Origin of the sequence: Streptomyces sp. NPDC057249, assembly GCF_042669245.1 — a bacterium.
Classification (GTDB): Bacteria; Actinomycetota; Actinomycetes; order Streptomycetales; family Streptomycetaceae; genus Streptomyces.
The window spans coordinates 1-16,668 of the sequence record NZ_JBHUXS010000009.1 but is presented as its reverse complement, the minus strand read 5'-3'; the positions used below and the strand labels follow the sequence as shown (position 1 = coordinate 16,668).

Genomic DNA, 16,668 nt, shown 5'->3' with positions numbered 1-16,668 from the left:
GGCGTACCCACGGTGCCCCCGCGAGCGGACCGCTCGCGGGGGCACCCGGCCGACGGGGCTCAGCGCTCCAGGGAGAACGTCTGTGCCGCTGATCCGTCGCACGGCTGCTGCGAGAGGTGCGCCCCGTTGGCGGTGGACGCACCGTCCACGGCCAGGCACTTGCCGCTGTTCCGGGCGACGAAGCGGTAGCGGCCGGCCGCGCTGGACTGCTCCGCCCGCCACTGCTGGTTGGTGCCGCCCACATACGACCACAGGTGCACGCGGGTGCCGGAGGCGGTCGCGCCGGGCCCGCCGTCGACGTCCCACACCTTGCCGTTGTGCCGGTTGACGACCTGGTAGGTGCCGTCACCCGTGGACCGGAGCTGCCAGCTCTGGTTGGCGCCGGTGGTGCAGCTCCACTGCTGGAGCGCGGTCCCGTCGGCGGTGCCCCAGTCGGCGGCGTCCAGGCAGGCACCGCTGTTGGCGTTCTTCACCCGGTACCAGGCGGACGGGTCGATGGAGCCCGCGGGCGGCTCCGTGGTGCCGCCGTCGGTGCCGTTCCACACGAAGGTGGCGACCGCGCCCGCGGGCAGCGTGTAGACCAGCGACCGGCCGTTGTCGGTCAGCGAGAACCGCTGCGCGCTCGCGGCCGAGTTGACGACGTACGCGGCCCGGGTGCCGTCCGGGTTCTGGAAGGCGACGTTCTCCACCCCGCCGCTGCCCTGGCTGGTCGAACCGATGCGGGTGGCGCCGGGCTCGACGAATTTGGCGAGCTGTCCCAGCACGTAGTACTCGGCGTTACGCGTCACATTGCCGTTCGCGATCTCCACGACGCCGTTGCAGCGGTCCGAGCAACCGCCCTGGTGCGGCCCGCCGTTCTGGTCCAGCGCGAGGTTCCAGTCGATGACCGTCTCGCCGCCGTTGCGCATGTTCTGCACGACGAGGTTCTCCGCGTGCCACTTGAGGGTGTCGGCGAAGGTGGTGGACCGGTCGGCGCTCTCCGTACCGGAGCACTCGGTGAAGAACACCCGCTTCCCGGCGTTGACGACCTGCTGCTGGGCCGAGGGGTTGCCGCCGTAGCAGTGGAACGCGGCGCCGATCACCCGGCTCATGCCCGGGGTCCCGGAGAACACCTCCAACGGGTAGTCGGGGTGGTCCCAGTTGTGGTCGAAGGCCAGCAGGTTCGTCGGCAGGTCCGCCGCCGTCAGCGTACGGTCGAGCACCTTGAAGAAGTCCGCCTGCTGGGAGGCGGTCATGGTCATCGACGGGTAACTCGCCGCGAACTCGGGCTCGTTCTGCACGGTCAGATCGGTCAGCGTGATGCCCTGCTGTCCGTACGCCCTGATCGCCCTGACCAGGTAGTCGGCGTACGCCTGGTAGCTCTCCGTCTTGAGGCTGCCGCCGTTCAGCGCGTTGTTGGTCTTCATCCAGGCGGGCGGCGACCAGGGCGTGCCCATGAAGCGGATGGCCGGGTTGACCGAGGTGGCCTGCTTCAGGACCGGGATGATCTCGGCCTTGTCCCGGTCGATGGAGAAGGAGCCGGGGGTGTCCTCGTACGTGTAGAGGCTGTTGTCGGCGTTGAAGTCGCTGCTGCCGAGCGGCTGGCGCAGGTAGCTGAGCCCGATGCCGTCCCCGGCGGTCGAGAACAGCGAGGTCATCAGCGCGTTGCGCCTGTCCTGCGGCAGGCTCTGGATGAGGTGGGCCGAGGCCCCGGTGACCGAGGCGCCCGCCCCGGTGAACTTCTGGCCCTTGCTGGTGGCGTCGACGCGGATGTCGACGCTCTGCGGCGAGCCGGTGAAGGCGACGGTGCCCTCGGCGGACAGCTTCTTCGCGCCGTCGGGGGTGGTGACCCATACCTGAGCCGTGGGGTCGGCGGCCTGCGCGGCCGTACCGCTGCCGGCGAGGCCGACGGCCGCTACGGCCATCGCCAGGGCCGCGCCTGCGGCGCGCGCCCGGGGGCGCGGGGGAGTGTCGTGGGACATGTGCGGCTCTCCTTCGGTCATGCCTGGGGGAGGACATGGCGCGTCCCTCGGACACCGTGGCGGGGCGCGGCTCCGTGGACGACGGCGATATGAAAGCACACCCACTAAGTGGTTAGTAAGTAGTCGTGCGCGCTTCGGTGCGGGGCGGCCCCGTGCGCCCGTCGCCCCCAGGTCAGCGGCCCGGACGGCCCGTTGACCCGCGTTCCGGCCGGTCTAAGCTGTGCCGGTGACCAACCACTCAGCAGGCAGGTCCGGCCGGTCGGCCAAGCCCCGCACGCCCAGGAGCCCGGAAGCGCAGCAGCGCCAGCGGGACATCTTGCACATCGCGATGGACACCTTCGCCGCCCGTGGCTACAACAACGCCTCGCTCGCCGAGATCGCCGACCGGGTCGGCCTCACCCAGGCCGGTGTCCTGCACTACTTCCGGTCCAAGGCGCTCCTGCTCACCAGCGTCCTCGAACTGCGCGACCAGTCGGACATCGAGCAGCTGGGCCCGGACCGCCCGCAGGGGCTGGCGTTCCTGCGCCACCTGGTCGACACGGCGCTCCGCAACGCCGAACGCGAGGGCATCGTCCGCCTGTACACCGTCCTCTCGGCGGAGTCCGTCACGGACGACCACCCGGCGCAGGAGTACTTCCGGGACCGCTACGACGGACTGCGGGGCTTCGTCGCCGACGCCCTCCGCGAGGCGTGCGGCCTCCCCGACGACGGGTCGGACGAGGTCGAGCACGCGGCCAACGCCCTGATCGCCGTGATGGACGGCCTGCAGGTCCAGTGGCTGCTGGCCCCCGGCGCCGTGGACATGGCCGCCTCGACCGACCTGGTGGTCGACGCCCTGCTCAGGACGCTGGCCCCGGACCGCTTCGAGGCCGACGGCTGAACGGCCCCACGGCGGCTCCTGCGTTCCGGTGATCTTCCGGTGGCGGGCGATCCGTACCTCCCCCGGACGCCGTTACCCAGAGGGTGCGAACGCGCACCCGTAGGAGACGAGCGAAGGTGTGAGGCACCCGATGACCCACATGGACCGCAGAAGCGTGCTGCAACTGGCCTCGACGGCGACGATCACCGGCGGACTGGTGGCCGGAGCCGCCGGAACCGCCCGCGCGGCACGGAGGGCCGACCGGCAGTTCACCCTGCACGGCATGCGCACCGGCGCGAACATCCCGGACATCCTGACCGTCGGTGTCCCGTACTTCGTGCGCTACGACCTGACGGACGCCGAGGGCCGCGCCGTGGGCACCGAGAACGCGCACTGCCTGCCCGTCACCGTGGGCCCCGACGGTTCCTTCGTCATGGCGACCCTGGTCCTGGCCCTCGCCGACGGCATGATCACGGCCTCCACCGCCTTCCAGCGTCCCCTCCCTGCCGTGACCGAACTGCCCGTCGACTCACGTCGCTGGACGCACGAGTTCGCCGTCACCGGCGGCACCGGCGGTTACAGCGGCGCGGAGGGCTCGGTCACCATCGAGCACCTGACCCGAGACGAGGACACACTTACCATCGCCCTGACGGACGGCGCGGCGTAGCCGGGGCGGGCGTCAGGCTCCCAGCGGGCCGTAGCCGCCGTCCCGGAACGTGAAGACCGTGGGCCCGGTCTCGTCCTCCTCGCGGAAGAAGCCGCCGAAGCCGGGGCTCGCGACGTGCGGGGCCAGCAGGTCCAGCACCGTGACCAGTTCGCCCATGTCGTCGTCCAGCCAGTAGTTGCGGCTGTACAGGCCCCACCCCGCGTCCTGGAGCCGCAGGGACGCGAAGTCCCCGCCGGGGAGGCGGCTGTGCGGGTCCGGGCTGAGCAGCGGATACGCGTACTCCTCCGCTCCGTACCCCGGCGGTGGCACCTCGGTCAGGCCGAGGTGCCACCGCAGTGCGTCCAGTACCGGGGCGGGCGTGTCCTCGCGGAGGAAGCAGGTGAAGACGACTTCGTAGTGCAGGCTCATGGGCCGCATTGTGCCCGGCGGCGTCCGTCGGGCTTCGCGCACCGTCGCCAGCACCTCGTCGCGGACCCGGCGCATCAACTCCTCCGTGCGCGCTTCCACGTTGAGCCGCAGCAGCGGTTCCGTGTCGGACGGGCGGAGGTTGAACCACCAGTCCGGGCCGCTGACGGTGAGACCGTCCAGGGTGTCGGCCGACGCGTCGGGACGGGACTCCCACGCCGCGCGGACCGCCGCCGTACGGGCGGCCCGGTCGGTGACCGCGGAGTTGATCTCGCCCGACGCGGCGTACCGCTGGAAGCGACGGGTCAGCGCGGACAGCGGGCGGGTTGTGGATGACCGTCGCACCCGGGTGCCGTGCCAGCTCGCGCGAGGCGACCAGGGCGGTGATCGCCGACGGCGGGACCGGGGCGCCGTTCTCGTCCACGACGAAGCAGCGGTCCGCGTCGCCGTCGAAGGCGAGCCCGAGATCGGCGCCCTCCGCACGCACCCCGCGCCCGGAGGTCCACGATGTTCGCCGGCTCCAGCGGGTTGGCCTCGTGGTTCGGGAACGTGCCGTCCAGCTCGAAGTACATCTCCACCACGGTCAGCGGCAGCCCCGCGAGCACCGTCGGCACCGTGTGGCCGCCCATGCCGTCGCCCGCGTCCACCACCACCTTCAGCGGGCGGATCGCGGACGGGTCCACCAGCGACTGCAGATAGGCGGCGTACCCGGCCAGGGTGTCGCGCCCGGAGACGGCGCCCGCGCGGGCGGCCGGGCGCACGTACCGGCCCGTCGCCCGTTTCCAGGAAGGCGAAGTTGAACGCCTGGTGCATCTCGTCGGGCCGGATGTAGCGGGCCGGCCGCGCCGGGTCGAAGACGGCCGACTCCGCGACCATCACCCGGTCCTGCGGCGCCACGGCCCCCGGCGGCGCCGGATGGGTGTCCAGGAGCGCCCGCCACTCGCGGTACAGCGGGTGCAGCTCCTCCTGGTCGTCGTATGGCATCAGATGGTTGCGCAACGGGTCGGTGTGCTGCCCGGGCCCCGCCTCCGGCAGGCCCTCCGCCTTGAACGGGGCGTGCGCCACGTCCACCCGGAAGCCGTCCACCCCTCGGTCCAGCCAGTACCGCAGGACGTCCGCGAACGCGTCGCGCACCTTCGGCTCGCGCCAGTTCAGGTGGCCGCCCGCCCGGCCCGCGAGGCGTCCGGCTGTGCGGGGATCAGGGCGTGGGCGCGGGCGAGGAGTCCCGCGGCGTCGGGCTCCGCCTGGAGCGAGGTGAGTGCCATCCGCCACCACTGGTCGAGCCGCTCCGTCCAGCCCCACTTGCCCGGCATCTCGTCGGTCAGGGCGCAGTGCCCGTAGAACCCGCACACCAGCGCCACGGCCGCCGCCGACGGCTCTACTCCGTCCGCGAGTTCGCCCCGGGTCCGGGCCTGGGCCAGGAGTCGGGCGCAGGCCAGCGCCCAGCCGCCGAACGGCGTCGGCACGGGCGCCCCGATGGCGCGGCGCTCCGCCCACAGCCGTGCGCCGGCCCGCGCCACGACGTCCTCGCTGAGGGACTGGGCGACGTGGAAGCTGAGCGCGACCAGCTTCTCCAGCGGGGGGATGCCGGGCGCGGCGTAGGTGGCGGCGAGCTGCGGCCAGCTGGCGAACTGCTCGCGGACGACGGCGAGCGCGAGCTTCTCCTTGCTGGAGTAATGGAAGTAAATCGCTCCGCTGGTCTTTCCCGAGTGGTCACTTATGTCATTGACACTCGTGCCCGCATATCCCCGTTCTACGAATAGGTGTGCCGCCGATTCCAGCAGCACTCTGCGGGTTGCGCGCGCCCTGTCCTGCACCTGTTCCCCCTTCGCTCATACGTGCTAGCGCCGCGACGTGAAAGGCCGTGACTCCCCGGGTGAGGGGCGTAGTCGCATCGCGCGACGATCCTATTATTCATCGTCGGGGCCGCGCAGTCGGCCGATGCTTCTTCGTATTCCGGTGCACTCGAATCGGTGATTGCGGAATTCGGGGCCGTCGAAATAACGTAACGGTCATGATGTTTCGGACGGTCTGACTCTCGGGGTCTCAAGTCCGGCGCGGTGCCCAGCGGTTCGACCTGGCCGCCGCGAGTACGGAGCGACGCCCGCGTCCGATTCCTCCCTTCCATAGGTGTGCCTCCCGGCACATGTCTGCGCCCTCGCGCCTCACCGCTCGGCGCAGCCTCCGAGAACGGCGGTTACATGACAGCTCATCGCATCCTTTCCTGGTCCCCGTCCGCCATCGTCTTCGACTGCGACGGCACCCTGATGGATACGGAAAGGCACTGGCAGGAAGCCCGCAACATCACCTTCCGGTTCTTCGGATTCACCCCGCCCGCAGGGTTCGCCGACCGCGCGAAAGGCGTGCACTACGTCGAGTGCGGCGCCCTGATGGCTCAGGAGACCGGGAAGCCGGACCTGGCCGAGGACTTCGCCGACACCCTCCTGAGCACCTTCACGGCGCTGGTCGACGAGGACCCGGTCACCATGCCCGGCGCCGCCTCGCTGGTCCGGCTGGCCGCCCGCCACCGCCCCCTCGCGGTGGCCAGCAACTGCCCCCGGTCCACGGTCGAGTCGTGCCTCGACCGGGCCGGGCTCCTCCGCTGCTTCCAGCACGTCGTGGTCGCCGGCGAGGAGGTACGGCCGAAGCCCGAGCCGGACGTGTACCGGGCGGCCGCCCGCCTCTGCGGCGTACCGCCCGAGGAGGCCATGGCGGTGGAGGACTCGCTCACCGGCATGGAGTCGGCGCGCCGGGCGGGCCTCCGCGTGCTCGGCATCGGGACGCGCCCGCCGGACCCGGACGGCGAGCAGGCCGACCTGTGGGTCACCAGCCTGGCCGACCCGGAACTGCTCAGCTGGGCCCGCAGCCGCCTCGGCCCCTGACCGGCGGGGCGGATCAGCCGCCGGCGAGGTGGGGTGCCAGCGTCCGCACCGTGCCGGCCGCGGACGCGAAGAACAGCGCCATGCCCACGGCCCCCGGGTCCGGGACGCCGGTGGCCCGCTCGCCCAGGTAACTGGCCCGCCCCATGCGGGCCGCCTGGGAGGCGGTCTCCCGCACCCCCCGCCACGCCTCGGCCGCGGCGACGGCCAGGGCGTCGGCGGGTGGCGCGTCCCCGGCCGCCCGCAGCGCGTCGGCGGCCGGGGCCAGCGCGTCGACCAGCGTCTTGTCACCGGGCGCCGCGTCCCCGACGCGGCGGATGGCGGCGAGGCCCTCGGCGGCGCCCTCGGCGAGCGCGCCCGTCGTCAGCTCCGGTCCGGACCCGGCGGCCCGGCCCAACGCCTGGAACAGCAGGCCGAACAGCGGACCGCTCGTCCCGCCGACCTCGTCCAGGAAGGCGGTGGCCAGGGCGCCGAGGTACGCACCGGGGCCGGCCGGCTCCGCCACCCGGTCGAGCAGCGGACCGGCGGCCCGGACCCCGGCGCTGAGATTGGCGCCGAAGTCCCCGTCGCCCGCCTGCTGGTCCAGTTCCGTCAACTCGGACTCCGTCGCGTGGACCGAGTCCGCGAAGCGCTCCGCCCACTCACGGGTGCGCGTGCCGTCCAGAGCGTCGCTCGTCATGGGCCCTCCTCGTACCTTCGTCCCGCAGGGGCTGACCGGTCACCACCGCAGTGCCGGGGTGTGCACGGGTGCGTCGTAGAGGTCGAGTTCGGCCCGGCCGGCGACCATGAGCGTGAGGGAGAACCCGCGCATGTCCAGCGCCGTCACGTATTCGCCCACCAGCTGGCGCGCGAGCCGCACCCCTCCGGCGTCGAGCACCCGACCCAACTCCCCGAAGACTGCGTACAGTTCCAGCGAGGTCACCGAGCCCAGCCCGTTGACCAGAGCGACGACGGACTCCTCGGACCCAGGCCGCAGCGCGTCCAGCAGAGCCCCCGTCATCTCCTCCACCAACGTGCCCAGGGGTGCCTGCTCCCGGGTGCGGGCGGCGCGCTCCCCGTGGATTCCGACGCCGTACTCCAGTTCGCCGGGCGGTAGTTCGAACGCGGACTCGCCGGTGGCGGGTGCGTGGTGCGCGGCCGAGGCGACGGCGAGCGTGCGGCACCGGCCCGCGAGGCCCGTGCCCAGCTCCACCAGTGCGTCGAGCCCCATCCCCGTGTCGGCGGCGGCGCCCAGGACCTTCTCCAGCAGCACGGTGGCGCCCGTGCCGCGCCGTCCGGCGGCGATGTCCTGCGAGTCGGTGGCGAGGTCGTCGTCCACGAGGACCCGCGCACAGGCGATCCCCGCGTCGGCGAGGCGCTCGGCCGCGATGCCGAAGTTGATCCGGTCGCCGGTGTAGTTCTTCACGATGTGCAGCACGCCCCCGGGCCCCGCCACCGCGCGCGAGGCCCGGAAGATCTGCCGGTTGTGCGGCGAGGCGAACACCCTGCCCGGGCAGGCGGCGTCGAGCATGCCCGCCCCCACGAACCCCGCGTGCAGCGGCTCGTGCCCGGACCCGCCCCCCGACAGCAGCCCCACCCGCCGCGTCGGCGCGGTGTGGCGGGCGGTGACGAAACCGTCCGCCGCGTCGTACCGCACCAGATCCGCGTGCGCACGGGCGAAGCCGGACAACGCGTCGGTCACGAGTTCACCGGCGCCGTTCTCGAAGTACCTGGCCATGAGCCGCACCCATCCCGTCCCTGGCGGTGAGGCCGTACGAGCCGACCCGGACGATAATCCCATGGTGCGGGTAACGGTACGCAGGCGGCAACTCGCGGAGCGTGGCACCGGGGCGGAAGGCGCGGGGGGTGCGGGAGAGGTGAATGCGTAGGGTGGCGCCGGGGCGCCCGGGAGGGCTGGGCGGGGGAGGGGTGGACGCGCGCCATGACGCAGCTCGACAGAGGACTTCCGGCCGAGCGGACGGGGTCGGCGCCGTCATTGGTCTCGATGACCGTACTGTGCCTGGCCTTCTTCGCCTCCGTACCGCTCTGGTCCGACCGACTCGCCGCACCGGAGAGGTCCGTCGCGCTCACCTTCCTGTTCATGCTGGCGGCGGGTGTGCCGGTGCTGTGCGTGCTGAGCGGTCTGGTCACCGTCGCCTATGTCCTGCCGTTGGTGGCCCTGGCGCACCGGTTCGGCCGGCGTGGGGGCCGGGGTGAGCGTCGGCGTCACGTCGTGGCGGCGACGTTCCTCGGGCTGCTGCCCGCGGCGGTGCTTCCCACCCTGGTCCTGGTGGCGCGGAGCGGGGGCGGGGAGTGGCGCCAACTGGCCGCGAACGGCGCCGTGGCCGCGGCGGCGCTGTGGACCGCCACGGCGCCGGCCGCCCTCGCCGTCCACCTCACCCTGCGGCGCGAGCGGGCCGGCCGCCCGGTGCGGCCGGTGATCGACATCCTCCTCTGGGGGACGCTGGGCCTCGGCGTCGAGTACACCGGTCTGCTCGTGTTCGCGTGATCCGGGTGTGCCACCGTGGGGCCGCATGAGCGATGACCATGAGAAGAGCGTGGCCCTGGCGCGTGCCGTGCGGCTGCGGGAGCAGGGCGAGGCCGAAGCGGCCCGGGAACAGTTGCTGGAGCTGGCCGGGCGGTTCCCGGGCGATGCCGTGATCGCGTACCAGACCGCCTGGGTGCACGACGTCCTCGGCCTGGAGGCGGAGGCCGTGCCGTTCTACGAGCGGGCGCTGGCGGGGGAGGGGCTGACCCGTGAGGACCGGCACGGGGTGTTCCTCGGGCTGGGGAGCACGTACCGGGTTCTGGGGCGCTACGACGAGGCCGCGCGGACACTGCGGCGCGGGCTCGCCGCGTTTCCCGAGGACTCGGCGCTCCGGGCGTTCCTGGCCATGGCGCTGTACAACCGCGGCGAGGGCCGGGAGGCGGTGGGGCTGCTCCTGAAGACGCTCGCCGCCGCCACCGAGGACCCCGGGGTGCGGCGGTACCGGCGGGCGATCGAGCACTACGCCGACGATCTGGACGCTGTGGAGCCGATGAGCGGGGAGGCGGCCGGCCGGGACGCGTGATCCGGACGTGCGGCGCGGCACCCGCCGGATCACCCTTGCACGTAACTCCGTAATTACGTAACCTCGTCATATGGACCTGGAAGCGCGTGTCAGCGCGCTCGAACGACGCCTGGCCGAGCTGGTGGAGGCCGCGGCACCCGCCGCGCCCCCCGTCGCGGAGGCCGACTTCTGGGCGCTCGACGCGCTGAAGGCGCGGCACCCGGTGACGGAGGACGCGGACGGCGCCGTGCTGTTCACCGGCTCGGTGCGCGTGCCGACCGGACACCGCTACGACTGGCAGTACGGGCTGCTGACCGAGACGGTGATGGACGACGACTGGTCGGAGGCCGCCGCGTCCTTCGCCGCCCTCGGCCATCCCGTGCGGCTGACGCTGCTGCGCGAGGTCCTGGGCGGCCTGCGCACCGCTGCCGAACTGGCCGCGCTCGACGGCGTCGGGACGACCGGCCAGGTCTACCACCATCTGCGTCAGCTGACGGGCGCCGGCTGGCTGCACTCACCGGAGCGCGGCCGCTACGAGATACCGGCGGGACGAGTCGTGCCGCTCCTCGTGGTGCTCACCGCCGCGCGCCCCGTGGGCTGACCCATCGCGTGCACCGATGACGTGCACCGACGACGTACAAGGGGGAAAGCATGTCGGTCGACCGCCGGAAGATCGCCGCGAAGGTCCAGTACGCGCTATGGGTGATCTTCCTCGCCCAGATCGTGATCGGGTCCTTCGTGGAGCTGCCGTACAACTACTGGCTGAGCTGGCTCCCGGCGCTCGGGGCGTTGGGAATCGGGCTGGTGACGGCCCGCTCCGCCCGTCACCGGATCAGGACCCGGCCCCCGGTGCCCGTCGCGGTGGCGCCGCCGGTCACCGGCCGCTGGTCCGCGGTCAACAGCCCCGCGGACAAGGTCCCGAGCCACGGAACGCACGGCCTCGCGCAGACGTACGCCATCGACATCGTGGCCGAGCCGGAGGGGGGACCCACCCGCCCCGCCCCGGTCTGGTTCTGGCCCGTCGCCCGGCGCAACCGGGACTACCCCGCCTTCGGCGCGCCCCTGTACGCGGTCGCCGCCGCGACCGTCGTGCACGCGGAGGACGGCCAGCGCGACCACCTGAGCCGCAGCTCGCTCGCGGGGGTCCTGTACTTCTGGGTGGTCGAGGGGGCGGGCAGGACCATTGGCGGCAGCCGCCGCGTCGTGGGCAACCACATAGTCCTCGACCTGGGCGACGGAACGTACGCCATGTACGCGCACGTCCAGCGAGGCTCCCTGCGCGTGCGGCCGGGGGACGAGGTCGAGCCCGGCCGCCTGCTCGGCCGCTGCGGCAACTCGGGCAACTCGACCGAGCCGCACGTGCACTTCCAGCTGATGGACGGACCCGACCCGGAGACGGCCCGGGGCATTCCGTTCACCTGGCACGGAGTCGGTGTGCCCGGCAACGGTGAGACGTTCACCGTCGACGCGGACGCCGCCGCTCCGGTGCGGCCTCAGGACGCCTGATCCGGACCACCGGCATCCTGCCCGCCGGTGCCGCCGGGCGGTGCGTCGAGGACGGTGGGGGTGTACTCCAGCAGTTGCAGCCGGCCGTCGAAGGTGCGGCTCTCGACCAGATCGAGACGGACGTCGGGGTATGCGTCGAAGATCCTCTCCCGCCCGGTGGCACCGGTGATGACCGGGAAGACGACGACGCGGAAGCGGTCCACGAGACCGGCCGCGAGCAGGGCCCGGCACAGGCTGAGGCTGCCGAGCGTGCGCAGCGGTCGCGTCTCGTTCCGCTTCATCTCCCGCACGGCCTCGACGGCGTCGCCTCTGACGAGCTCGGTGTTCTCCCAGAGGAGCGGCGGTTCCAGGGTGGAGGAGAACACGACCTTGGGCATGGCGTTCAGCTCGGCGAAGCCGGGGTCGTCGGGGGCCTGGGCGGCGAACCCGGACATCAGCCGGTAGGTCGTGGCCCCCATCAGACTGACGTGCCGCTTCTCGTCCTCACTGTCGATCCAGGCGAGGTATTCGGGCCCTTCCCTCCCCCAGAAGCCGGGCCAGCCCTCCGCGGACGCGTATCCGTCGAGCGAGATGATGAAGTCCACCATGAGACCGGTCATCGGACTGTCCCTTCACGATGTGCGTGTGTCCTTGGTGGTGACTGCCGCCGCCCCGCGAACTCATCGCCGGCCGCCGCAGGTGACGCGTTGCCCGACCCGCACGACATCCTGCGCACCGTCGAGGTGCCGCCACGACAGCTCCGGCATCGTGAGGAACCGGACGCCGGGGAAGACGGGATGCGCGGGGCCCTCGTCCAGCGCAAAGGTCCGGAGTTCCGGGCTCCCGGCCTGCCAGTCCTTGTCGCACACCCTGGCACGACCACGGTCCCGATGTCAGTCCCCGTTCGTACGATCACGTCATGTCCGATGCTTTCACGGTCCTGTGGACCCACGACGTGTGCCGGGCGCTGCGCAAGGCGGGCCGAGCGGGCGAGCGACCGCCCGTCGCCTTCAGCGGCGTGCACTCCTCCTTGCCCCGCTGGGCGGGCGCGAGCCCCGGGGACACGGTCTACGCGCTCCATGTCAACCAACGCCAGGTTTATCTGGTGAGCCGGCTGCAGGTGGTGGACCGGGAGCGGGGCGCCTGCTGCGGTACCCCGCCCGCCACCTGGAAGGACCCCGCCTTTCCGGGCCACGACGACTGGGCGATGCTCGGTGCGGGTGGCTGCGGCGCGGAGGCGGTGCATGTGGAGGCGACCCCCGTACGCTTCGACGTGCCGGTTCCGGGCGACCTGCTCCCGCAACTGACCTGGCAGAACCGCCGAGGCCGGACACGTGTCCTGAAGTACGTGGTGGACGGCCGCCTCGAGAACTCGATCAGCCTGCAGGGCTTCTACCGCCTGACGCCGGAGTCCGCCGACGCGTTGACCGGAGTGGTCGAGGGCGCGGCCGGTCGCTGACGAGGGCTGGCGCGGGCCGGGGCTGAGCCCGGTGGTCACCACCGGTGCGGGCGGCGGGTGGCGGCGAGGAGTGCCGCCACCACCGTGACCATGGCCAGGGCGATCGCGAAGTGGGCCGCCCAGGCGCCTGCCGCGGTGGGGCCGCCCCAGGCATGGGAGGGGTCCTCGCCCGCCGTCGCCAACGGGTACAGCAGGCCGCGGCTGAGGAAAAGGGATACGGAGGGGGCGGCCAGGGCGAACGCGAGAACGTTCGCCGGGAGACCGCGGAAGGCCCGGCCGACGACGGGGCGGAAGCGGTCCGGCGCGGGCGGCAGGGCCGCGCCCGCCCGGGACACGGCCGGACCGCCGAGGGCCGCGAGGTGCTGCTGAAGCCGGCCGGCGGCCGACGCGTTGCCGGTCACGGCCAGCACCAGTGCCAGGACCGTGACCGGCAGCGCGAGCAGCGCATGGGCCAGCAGCAGGGCCGCTTGCCGGGGCAGCGGACGGCGGCGTGCGGGGACGGCGTCGGGTGCGAGCGTCATGGGGAGTCCCTCCTCCGGTTCGGCGCGATGACCGGACGGTAGGGGCGCGACCGCGACGACGGCGTCATACCGGGGAGCCAACCCGGCCGTCAGACCTCGGTAGCACTGCCGGTCTTCCCGGACCGGGCCGCCGGTACCGCGCACCCGTGGTCGAAACCGGTTGAGCGGGCGCCGTCGGCACGGCAGGGTCTGTGCTCATGGAGTACTTCTGCTACCACCGAGACCGGCCGGGCTCCCTCGCCCTGCGCGAAGAGTTGCTGGAGGAGCACTGGTCCTACATGGACCGGTACGCGAAGGAGTTCATCGCCCGGGGCCCGACCTTCACCGCTGACGGTGAGACCCTCACCGGAAGTGTGCACATCGTCGACCTCCCCGACGCGGCCGCCGCCCGGGCGTTCGCCTTCGACGAGCCCGCCTACCAGGCAGGTGCCTATCGGGACGTGCTGATCCGTCGCTGGCGCAACGTGCTGGGCCGCACCATGTGGGACTTCCCCGGGGGACCGGAGGGTGGCAGCCGCTACCTGGTGATCGGTCTCGGCGAAGGACCCGCCGCCGACCTCGGCCTGCCGCCGGCCCGTGACGACCTGATCGCGTACGGACCGCTGCTCTCCGACGACGGCGGGTCGTGGCTCGGTACGGCCTGCCTGCTCAGGGCCGCGGGCCCGGAGGAGGCGCGTGCCGTCCTCACAGCGGACCGGTACGCGGACATCGAGGTCCACGACTGGGAGTTCGGCGGACGCCGGTGAAGCCGCGGCCGCCCGGCAGCTGAGCCCGGGACCGACGGGCCCGGCTGCCGGAGCGGGCGTCAGGCGGGTTCCTCGACGGGGTGCTCCTCCACGCTGCGGGAGTCGGTGAGGCTCAGCGCACCGCCGGCCGCGACCACGCCGACGACGACGGCAAGCAACGCGTAGGTGATCCGTTCGCCGTGGAAGAAGGACGCGACGAGGTCGCCGCTCCAGACCCCGGCGGGCAGCGACGTGGTGACCAGCGCGGCGATCAGCGTGCCGACCACCGCGGTGCCGACGCTGGAGCCGACCTCCTGGGCGGTGTCGTTCAGGGCGGCGGCGATCGAGGTCCGGTTGCCCGGCATCGCGTCCACGAGGGCCACCGCGCAGATCGTCATCACGGTGCGCAGCCCCACGGTCATGACCACCATGCACACCGCGATGACGGCGTACCCGTGCTCGACGCCCCAGGCGAGCCCGGCCAGCGACCCCGCCAGGCAGGCCGCGCCCACCAGGCAGGCGACGCGGTGGCCGAAGCGGCGGGCGAGCCACTCGGACAGCGGGGTGGCCATGAGCATCGTCACGATGATGGGCAGGTTGGCCAGGCCGGCCCGGACCGGGCTCCACCCGTACGCGTACTGGAAGTGCAGGATCAGCCCGAACATCACACTGGCCATCGCGATGGACGTCCCGATCTGCGCGAGGGCGGCCCCCCGCACCGTGCCGTTCGAGAAGACCCGGAGATCCAGCATGGGCGCCGCGCTGCGCCGCTCGTGCCGGACGAAGGCGTACGCCGCCGCGACCGCGCCCACGACCGACGCGAGAGTGATCCCGGAGAGCCAGCCGTGCTCGACCCCGCTGGTCAGCGCGTAGCAGGCGAGCCCGATGGCGGCCACGCTCAGCAGCGCGCCCGGCACGTCGAGTGCGTCCTTGGTCAGGTCCTCGGGCCGGTCGGCCGGGACGCCGAGCCGGACGCCGACGCACGCGAGCAGCGCGATCGGGGCGTTGACGAGCAGCAGCCACTCCCACCGCACATGCGCCAACGCCGTACCGCCGAGCAGCGGGCCGAGCACGAAGCCGGACATGCCCACGATGATCATGACGGTCATCGCGCGCATCCGCAGGGCCTTGTCGTCGAACAGGCGGAAGACCAGGGAGTTCGTGATCGGAGCCATCGCGGCGGCGGCCACGCCGAGCGCGGCGCGCAGGGCGATCAGCTCGCCCGCGGTGGAGACCAGGGCGACGCACAGGCTGAGCCCCCCGAACACGGTGAGCCCGATGAGCAGCACCCGGCGGCGGCCGAGCCGGTCCGCCATCGAGCCGGCGGTCAGCAGAAGGCCGCCGAAGGTCAGCGAGTAGGCACCGGTGACCCACTGCAACGCGGTCGTGCCGCTGCCCAGGTCGCGGCCGATCGTGGGCAGGGCGATCGACAAGAGGGTGTTGTCGACCATCTCGACGAAGAAGGCCAGGCACAGGGCGGCCATCGGTATCCACGCCGCGCGCAGCGAGGGATAGGAGCGGGACCCGTTTCCGGGTGGGGCGGTGGTCATGGCGCGGTCCTTTCGATCGAACATCGTTCGGCTATCGAACGCCGTACGATGCGCTACGATAGAACAGCGTTCGATGAGATGCAAAGAGTGAGAGGAAGAGGCCATGGCACAGCAGCGGCGCCGGTCCGAGGGAGGACGCCGCCGGGCTTCGCACTCGATGGAGTCCGTGCTGACCGAGGCGGTGGCCCTGCTGGACGAGGCGGGCGCGCCCGCGCTGACGTTCCGCGCGCTCGCGCAGCGCCTGGGCGGCGGCGTCGCCAGCATCTACTGGTACGTCGCGAGCAAGGACGAACTGCTCGACCGTGCCACCGACCACGTGATGGGCGCGGTGCTCGACGAGATCGAGAGGCTTCCGGGCGGCGACGACCCCATCGACGACCTGCGCGCGATGGCCGTGACGCTGTTCGACGCGGTCGTGGAGCGGCCCTGGCTCGGCGCGTACTTCATGCGCAACACCGATGTGCAGAGCAATTCCCTGCGCCTGTACGAGAAGCTGGGCCGGCAGACGCTCCGCCTGAAGCTCGACGCGCGTCAGCGGTTCCACGCCGTCTCCGCGGTCGTCGGCGTCGTCGTCGGCTCGGCCGTCGACATGGGGCAGGAGCCGCCGCAGGAAGTTCTCGAAGGTGCGGTCGACCGCGAGGAATACCTCGGCCGGTTCGCCACGGCCTGGCGGGGGCTCGATCCGGAGGACTATCCCTTCGTCCACGAGATCGTCGACGAGTTCGACGGCCACGACGACGTGGACCAGTTCCGCTCCGCGCTGGACCTGACCCTGGCCGGCCTGCGCCTCCAGGCAGGAGCGTGAGCCTCGCGGGTCAGTGCCCCTTGCGGCGCTGGACGTCGAACCGGCGCAGTACCCGCACCACGCGCCACACCCCGGCCGCCGCTCCGAGCAGCGCGCCTCCGGTCAGCGTGCGTCCACGCGCCGGACCGCTGACGTCGCACACCAGGGCGAGGGCGAAGGACGCCGCGAAGACGGCCGCCCCCAGCACGGCGGCCGTCACCAGAGCGAAGACGATCTCCACCGTCATCGCGTCCTTCTCCCACCGAGACTCACGCCCCATGTCCATGGCAGCAAGTCTCACACGGCGGCCGACCCCTGCCGCCGGATCACGGATGATCCGGCGG

18 protein-coding genes and 2 pseudogenes are annotated in these 16,668 nt (G+C 72.5%); 10 read left to right on the top strand and 10 right to left on the bottom strand.

Translation table 11 applies throughout. From position 1 onward, the window contains the following. Positions 1 to 59: 59 nt before the first annotated feature. On the bottom strand, positions 60 to 1,961 hold the full coding sequence (locus ACFUJY_RS18230) for an RICIN domain-containing protein (protein WP_383300346.1): 1,902 nt from the start codon (positions 1,959 to 1,961) through the stop codon (positions 60 to 62). A gap of 316 nt (positions 1,962 to 2,277) precedes the next feature. Between ACFUJY_RS18230 and ACFUJY_RS18225 the strand changes: the two genes are divergently transcribed. Next, positions 2,278 to 2,841, top strand: coding sequence for a TetR/AcrR family transcriptional regulator (locus tag ACFUJY_RS18225; RefSeq protein ID WP_383301028.1), 564 nt, complete (start codon positions 2,278 to 2,280; stop codon positions 2,839 to 2,841). A gap of 139 nt (positions 2,842 to 2,980) precedes the next feature. Next, positions 2,981 to 3,487: a hypothetical protein gene (locus ACFUJY_RS18220; protein ID WP_383301025.1), complete on the top strand. Its 507-nt coding sequence runs from the start codon at positions 2,981 to 2,983 to the stop codon at positions 3,485 to 3,487. A gap of 441 nt (positions 3,488 to 3,928) precedes the next feature. On the opposite strand, the pseudogene manB reads toward ACFUJY_RS18220, so the two are convergent. From manB to ACFUJY_RS18205, 3 genes and pseudogenes are all read right to left on the bottom strand, one after another. Next, positions 3,929 to 4,647, bottom strand: a pseudogene (gene manB / locus ACFUJY_RS18215) (phosphomannomutase/phosphoglucomutase); the annotation flags it as partial. An 82-nt stretch (positions 4,648 to 4,729) separates the two neighbouring features. Then, a pseudogene (locus ACFUJY_RS18210) lies at positions 4,730 to 5,026 on the bottom strand (alpha-amylase family glycosyl hydrolase); the annotation flags it as partial. 17 nt (positions 5,027 to 5,043) lie between these two features. Continuing rightward, positions 5,044 to 5,709 (bottom strand): ScbR family autoregulator-binding transcription factor, encoded by a 666-nt coding sequence (locus ACFUJY_RS18205; protein ID WP_383300344.1) that lies wholly within the window; start codon positions 5,707 to 5,709, stop codon positions 5,044 to 5,046. Between the two features lie 384 nt (positions 5,710 to 6,093). Between ACFUJY_RS18205 and ACFUJY_RS18200 the strand changes: the two genes are divergently transcribed. Beyond that, positions 6,094 to 6,774, top strand: coding sequence for an HAD family hydrolase (locus ACFUJY_RS18200; RefSeq protein ID WP_383300341.1), 681 nt, complete (start codon positions 6,094 to 6,096; stop codon positions 6,772 to 6,774). 13 nt (positions 6,775 to 6,787) lie between these two features. Here the strand turns inward: ACFUJY_RS18200 and dhaL are convergent, their stop codons facing one another. Both dhaL and ACFUJY_RS18190 read right to left on the bottom strand, forming a co-directional pair. After that, the gene (gene dhaL / locus ACFUJY_RS18195; RefSeq protein WP_383300338.1) at positions 6,788 to 7,450 is read right to left on the bottom strand and encodes a dihydroxyacetone kinase subunit DhaL; all 663 of its coding nucleotides are present in this window, start codon (positions 7,448 to 7,450) and stop codon (positions 6,788 to 6,790) included. Positions 7,451 to 7,489: 39 nt separating this feature from the next. Then, positions 7,490 to 8,488: a dihydroxyacetone kinase subunit DhaK gene (locus ACFUJY_RS18190; protein WP_383300335.1), complete on the bottom strand. Its 999-nt coding sequence runs from the start codon at positions 8,486 to 8,488 to the stop codon at positions 7,490 to 7,492. A gap of 267 nt (positions 8,489 to 8,755) precedes the next feature. Here ACFUJY_RS18190 and ACFUJY_RS18185 point away from each other — a divergent pair, with 267 nt between their 5' ends. The 4 genes from ACFUJY_RS18185 (at position 8,756) to ACFUJY_RS18170 (ending at position 11,306) form a co-directional block, all read left to right on the top strand. Next, positions 8,756 to 9,259, top strand: coding sequence for a hypothetical protein (locus ACFUJY_RS18185; protein ID WP_383300333.1), 504 nt, complete (start codon positions 8,756 to 8,758; stop codon positions 9,257 to 9,259). 25 nt (positions 9,260 to 9,284) lie between these two features. Further along, the gene (locus ACFUJY_RS18180; protein ID WP_383300330.1) at positions 9,285 to 9,821 is read left to right on the top strand and encodes a tetratricopeptide repeat protein; all 537 of its coding nucleotides are present in this window, start codon (positions 9,285 to 9,287) and stop codon (positions 9,819 to 9,821) included. Between the two features lie 70 nt (positions 9,822 to 9,891). Next, positions 9,892 to 10,401: an ArsR/SmtB family transcription factor gene (locus ACFUJY_RS18175; protein ID WP_383300327.1), complete on the top strand. Its 510-nt coding sequence runs from the start codon at positions 9,892 to 9,894 to the stop codon at positions 10,399 to 10,401. Between the two features lie 50 nt (positions 10,402 to 10,451). After that, the gene (locus tag ACFUJY_RS18170; protein ID WP_383300324.1) at positions 10,452 to 11,306 is read left to right on the top strand and encodes a M23 family metallopeptidase; all 855 of its coding nucleotides are present in this window, start codon (positions 10,452 to 10,454) and stop codon (positions 11,304 to 11,306) included. Here the strand turns inward: ACFUJY_RS18170 and ACFUJY_RS18165 are convergent. Further along, a complete protein-coding gene (locus ACFUJY_RS18165) occupies positions 11,294 to 11,905 on the bottom strand; it encodes a dihydrofolate reductase family protein (RefSeq protein ID WP_383300321.1) in 612 nt (203 codons plus the stop codon). The genes ACFUJY_RS18170 and ACFUJY_RS18165 overlap by 13 nt on opposite strands. Before the next feature lie 299 nt (positions 11,906 to 12,204). On the opposite strand from ACFUJY_RS18165, the gene ACFUJY_RS18160 reads away from it, so the two are divergent. After that, positions 12,205 to 12,744 (top strand): hypothetical protein, encoded by a 540-nt coding sequence (locus tag ACFUJY_RS18160; protein WP_383300318.1) that lies wholly within the window; start codon positions 12,205 to 12,207, stop codon positions 12,742 to 12,744. 35 nt (positions 12,745 to 12,779) lie between these two features. Here ACFUJY_RS18160 and ACFUJY_RS18155 read toward each other — a convergent pair whose 3' ends face one another. Next, positions 12,780 to 13,265, bottom strand: coding sequence for a hypothetical protein (locus ACFUJY_RS18155; protein WP_383300315.1), 486 nt, complete (start codon positions 13,263 to 13,265; stop codon positions 12,780 to 12,782). 197 nt (positions 13,266 to 13,462) lie between these two features. On the opposite strand from ACFUJY_RS18155, the gene ACFUJY_RS18150 reads away from it, so the two are divergent. Beyond that, positions 13,463 to 14,011 (top strand): YciI family protein, encoded by a 549-nt coding sequence (locus tag ACFUJY_RS18150; RefSeq protein WP_383300312.1) that lies wholly within the window; start codon positions 13,463 to 13,465, stop codon positions 14,009 to 14,011. A 59-nt stretch (positions 14,012 to 14,070) separates the two neighbouring features. Here ACFUJY_RS18150 and ACFUJY_RS18145 read toward each other — a convergent pair whose 3' ends face one another. Beyond that, the gene (locus ACFUJY_RS18145) at positions 14,071 to 15,540 is read right to left on the bottom strand and encodes an MFS transporter (RefSeq protein WP_383300309.1); all 1,470 of its coding nucleotides are present in this window, start codon (positions 15,538 to 15,540) and stop codon (positions 14,071 to 14,073) included. 157 nt (positions 15,541 to 15,697) lie between these two features. Here ACFUJY_RS18145 and ACFUJY_RS18140 point away from each other — a divergent pair, with 157 nt between their 5' ends. Further along, positions 15,698 to 16,345 carry a TetR/AcrR family transcriptional regulator gene (locus tag ACFUJY_RS18140; RefSeq protein ID WP_383301022.1) on the top strand — a complete coding sequence of 216 codons (648 nt, stop codon included), beginning with the start codon at positions 15,698 to 15,700 and terminating at the stop codon, positions 16,343 to 16,345. A 10-nt stretch (positions 16,346 to 16,355) separates the two neighbouring features. Here ACFUJY_RS18140 and ACFUJY_RS18135 read toward each other — a convergent pair whose 3' ends face one another. Next, positions 16,356 to 16,610 carry a DUF6332 family protein gene (locus tag ACFUJY_RS18135; protein ID WP_383301019.1) on the bottom strand — a complete coding sequence of 85 codons (255 nt, stop codon included), beginning with the start codon at positions 16,608 to 16,610 and terminating at the stop codon, positions 16,356 to 16,358. Positions 16,611 to 16,668: the final 58 nt, after the last annotated feature.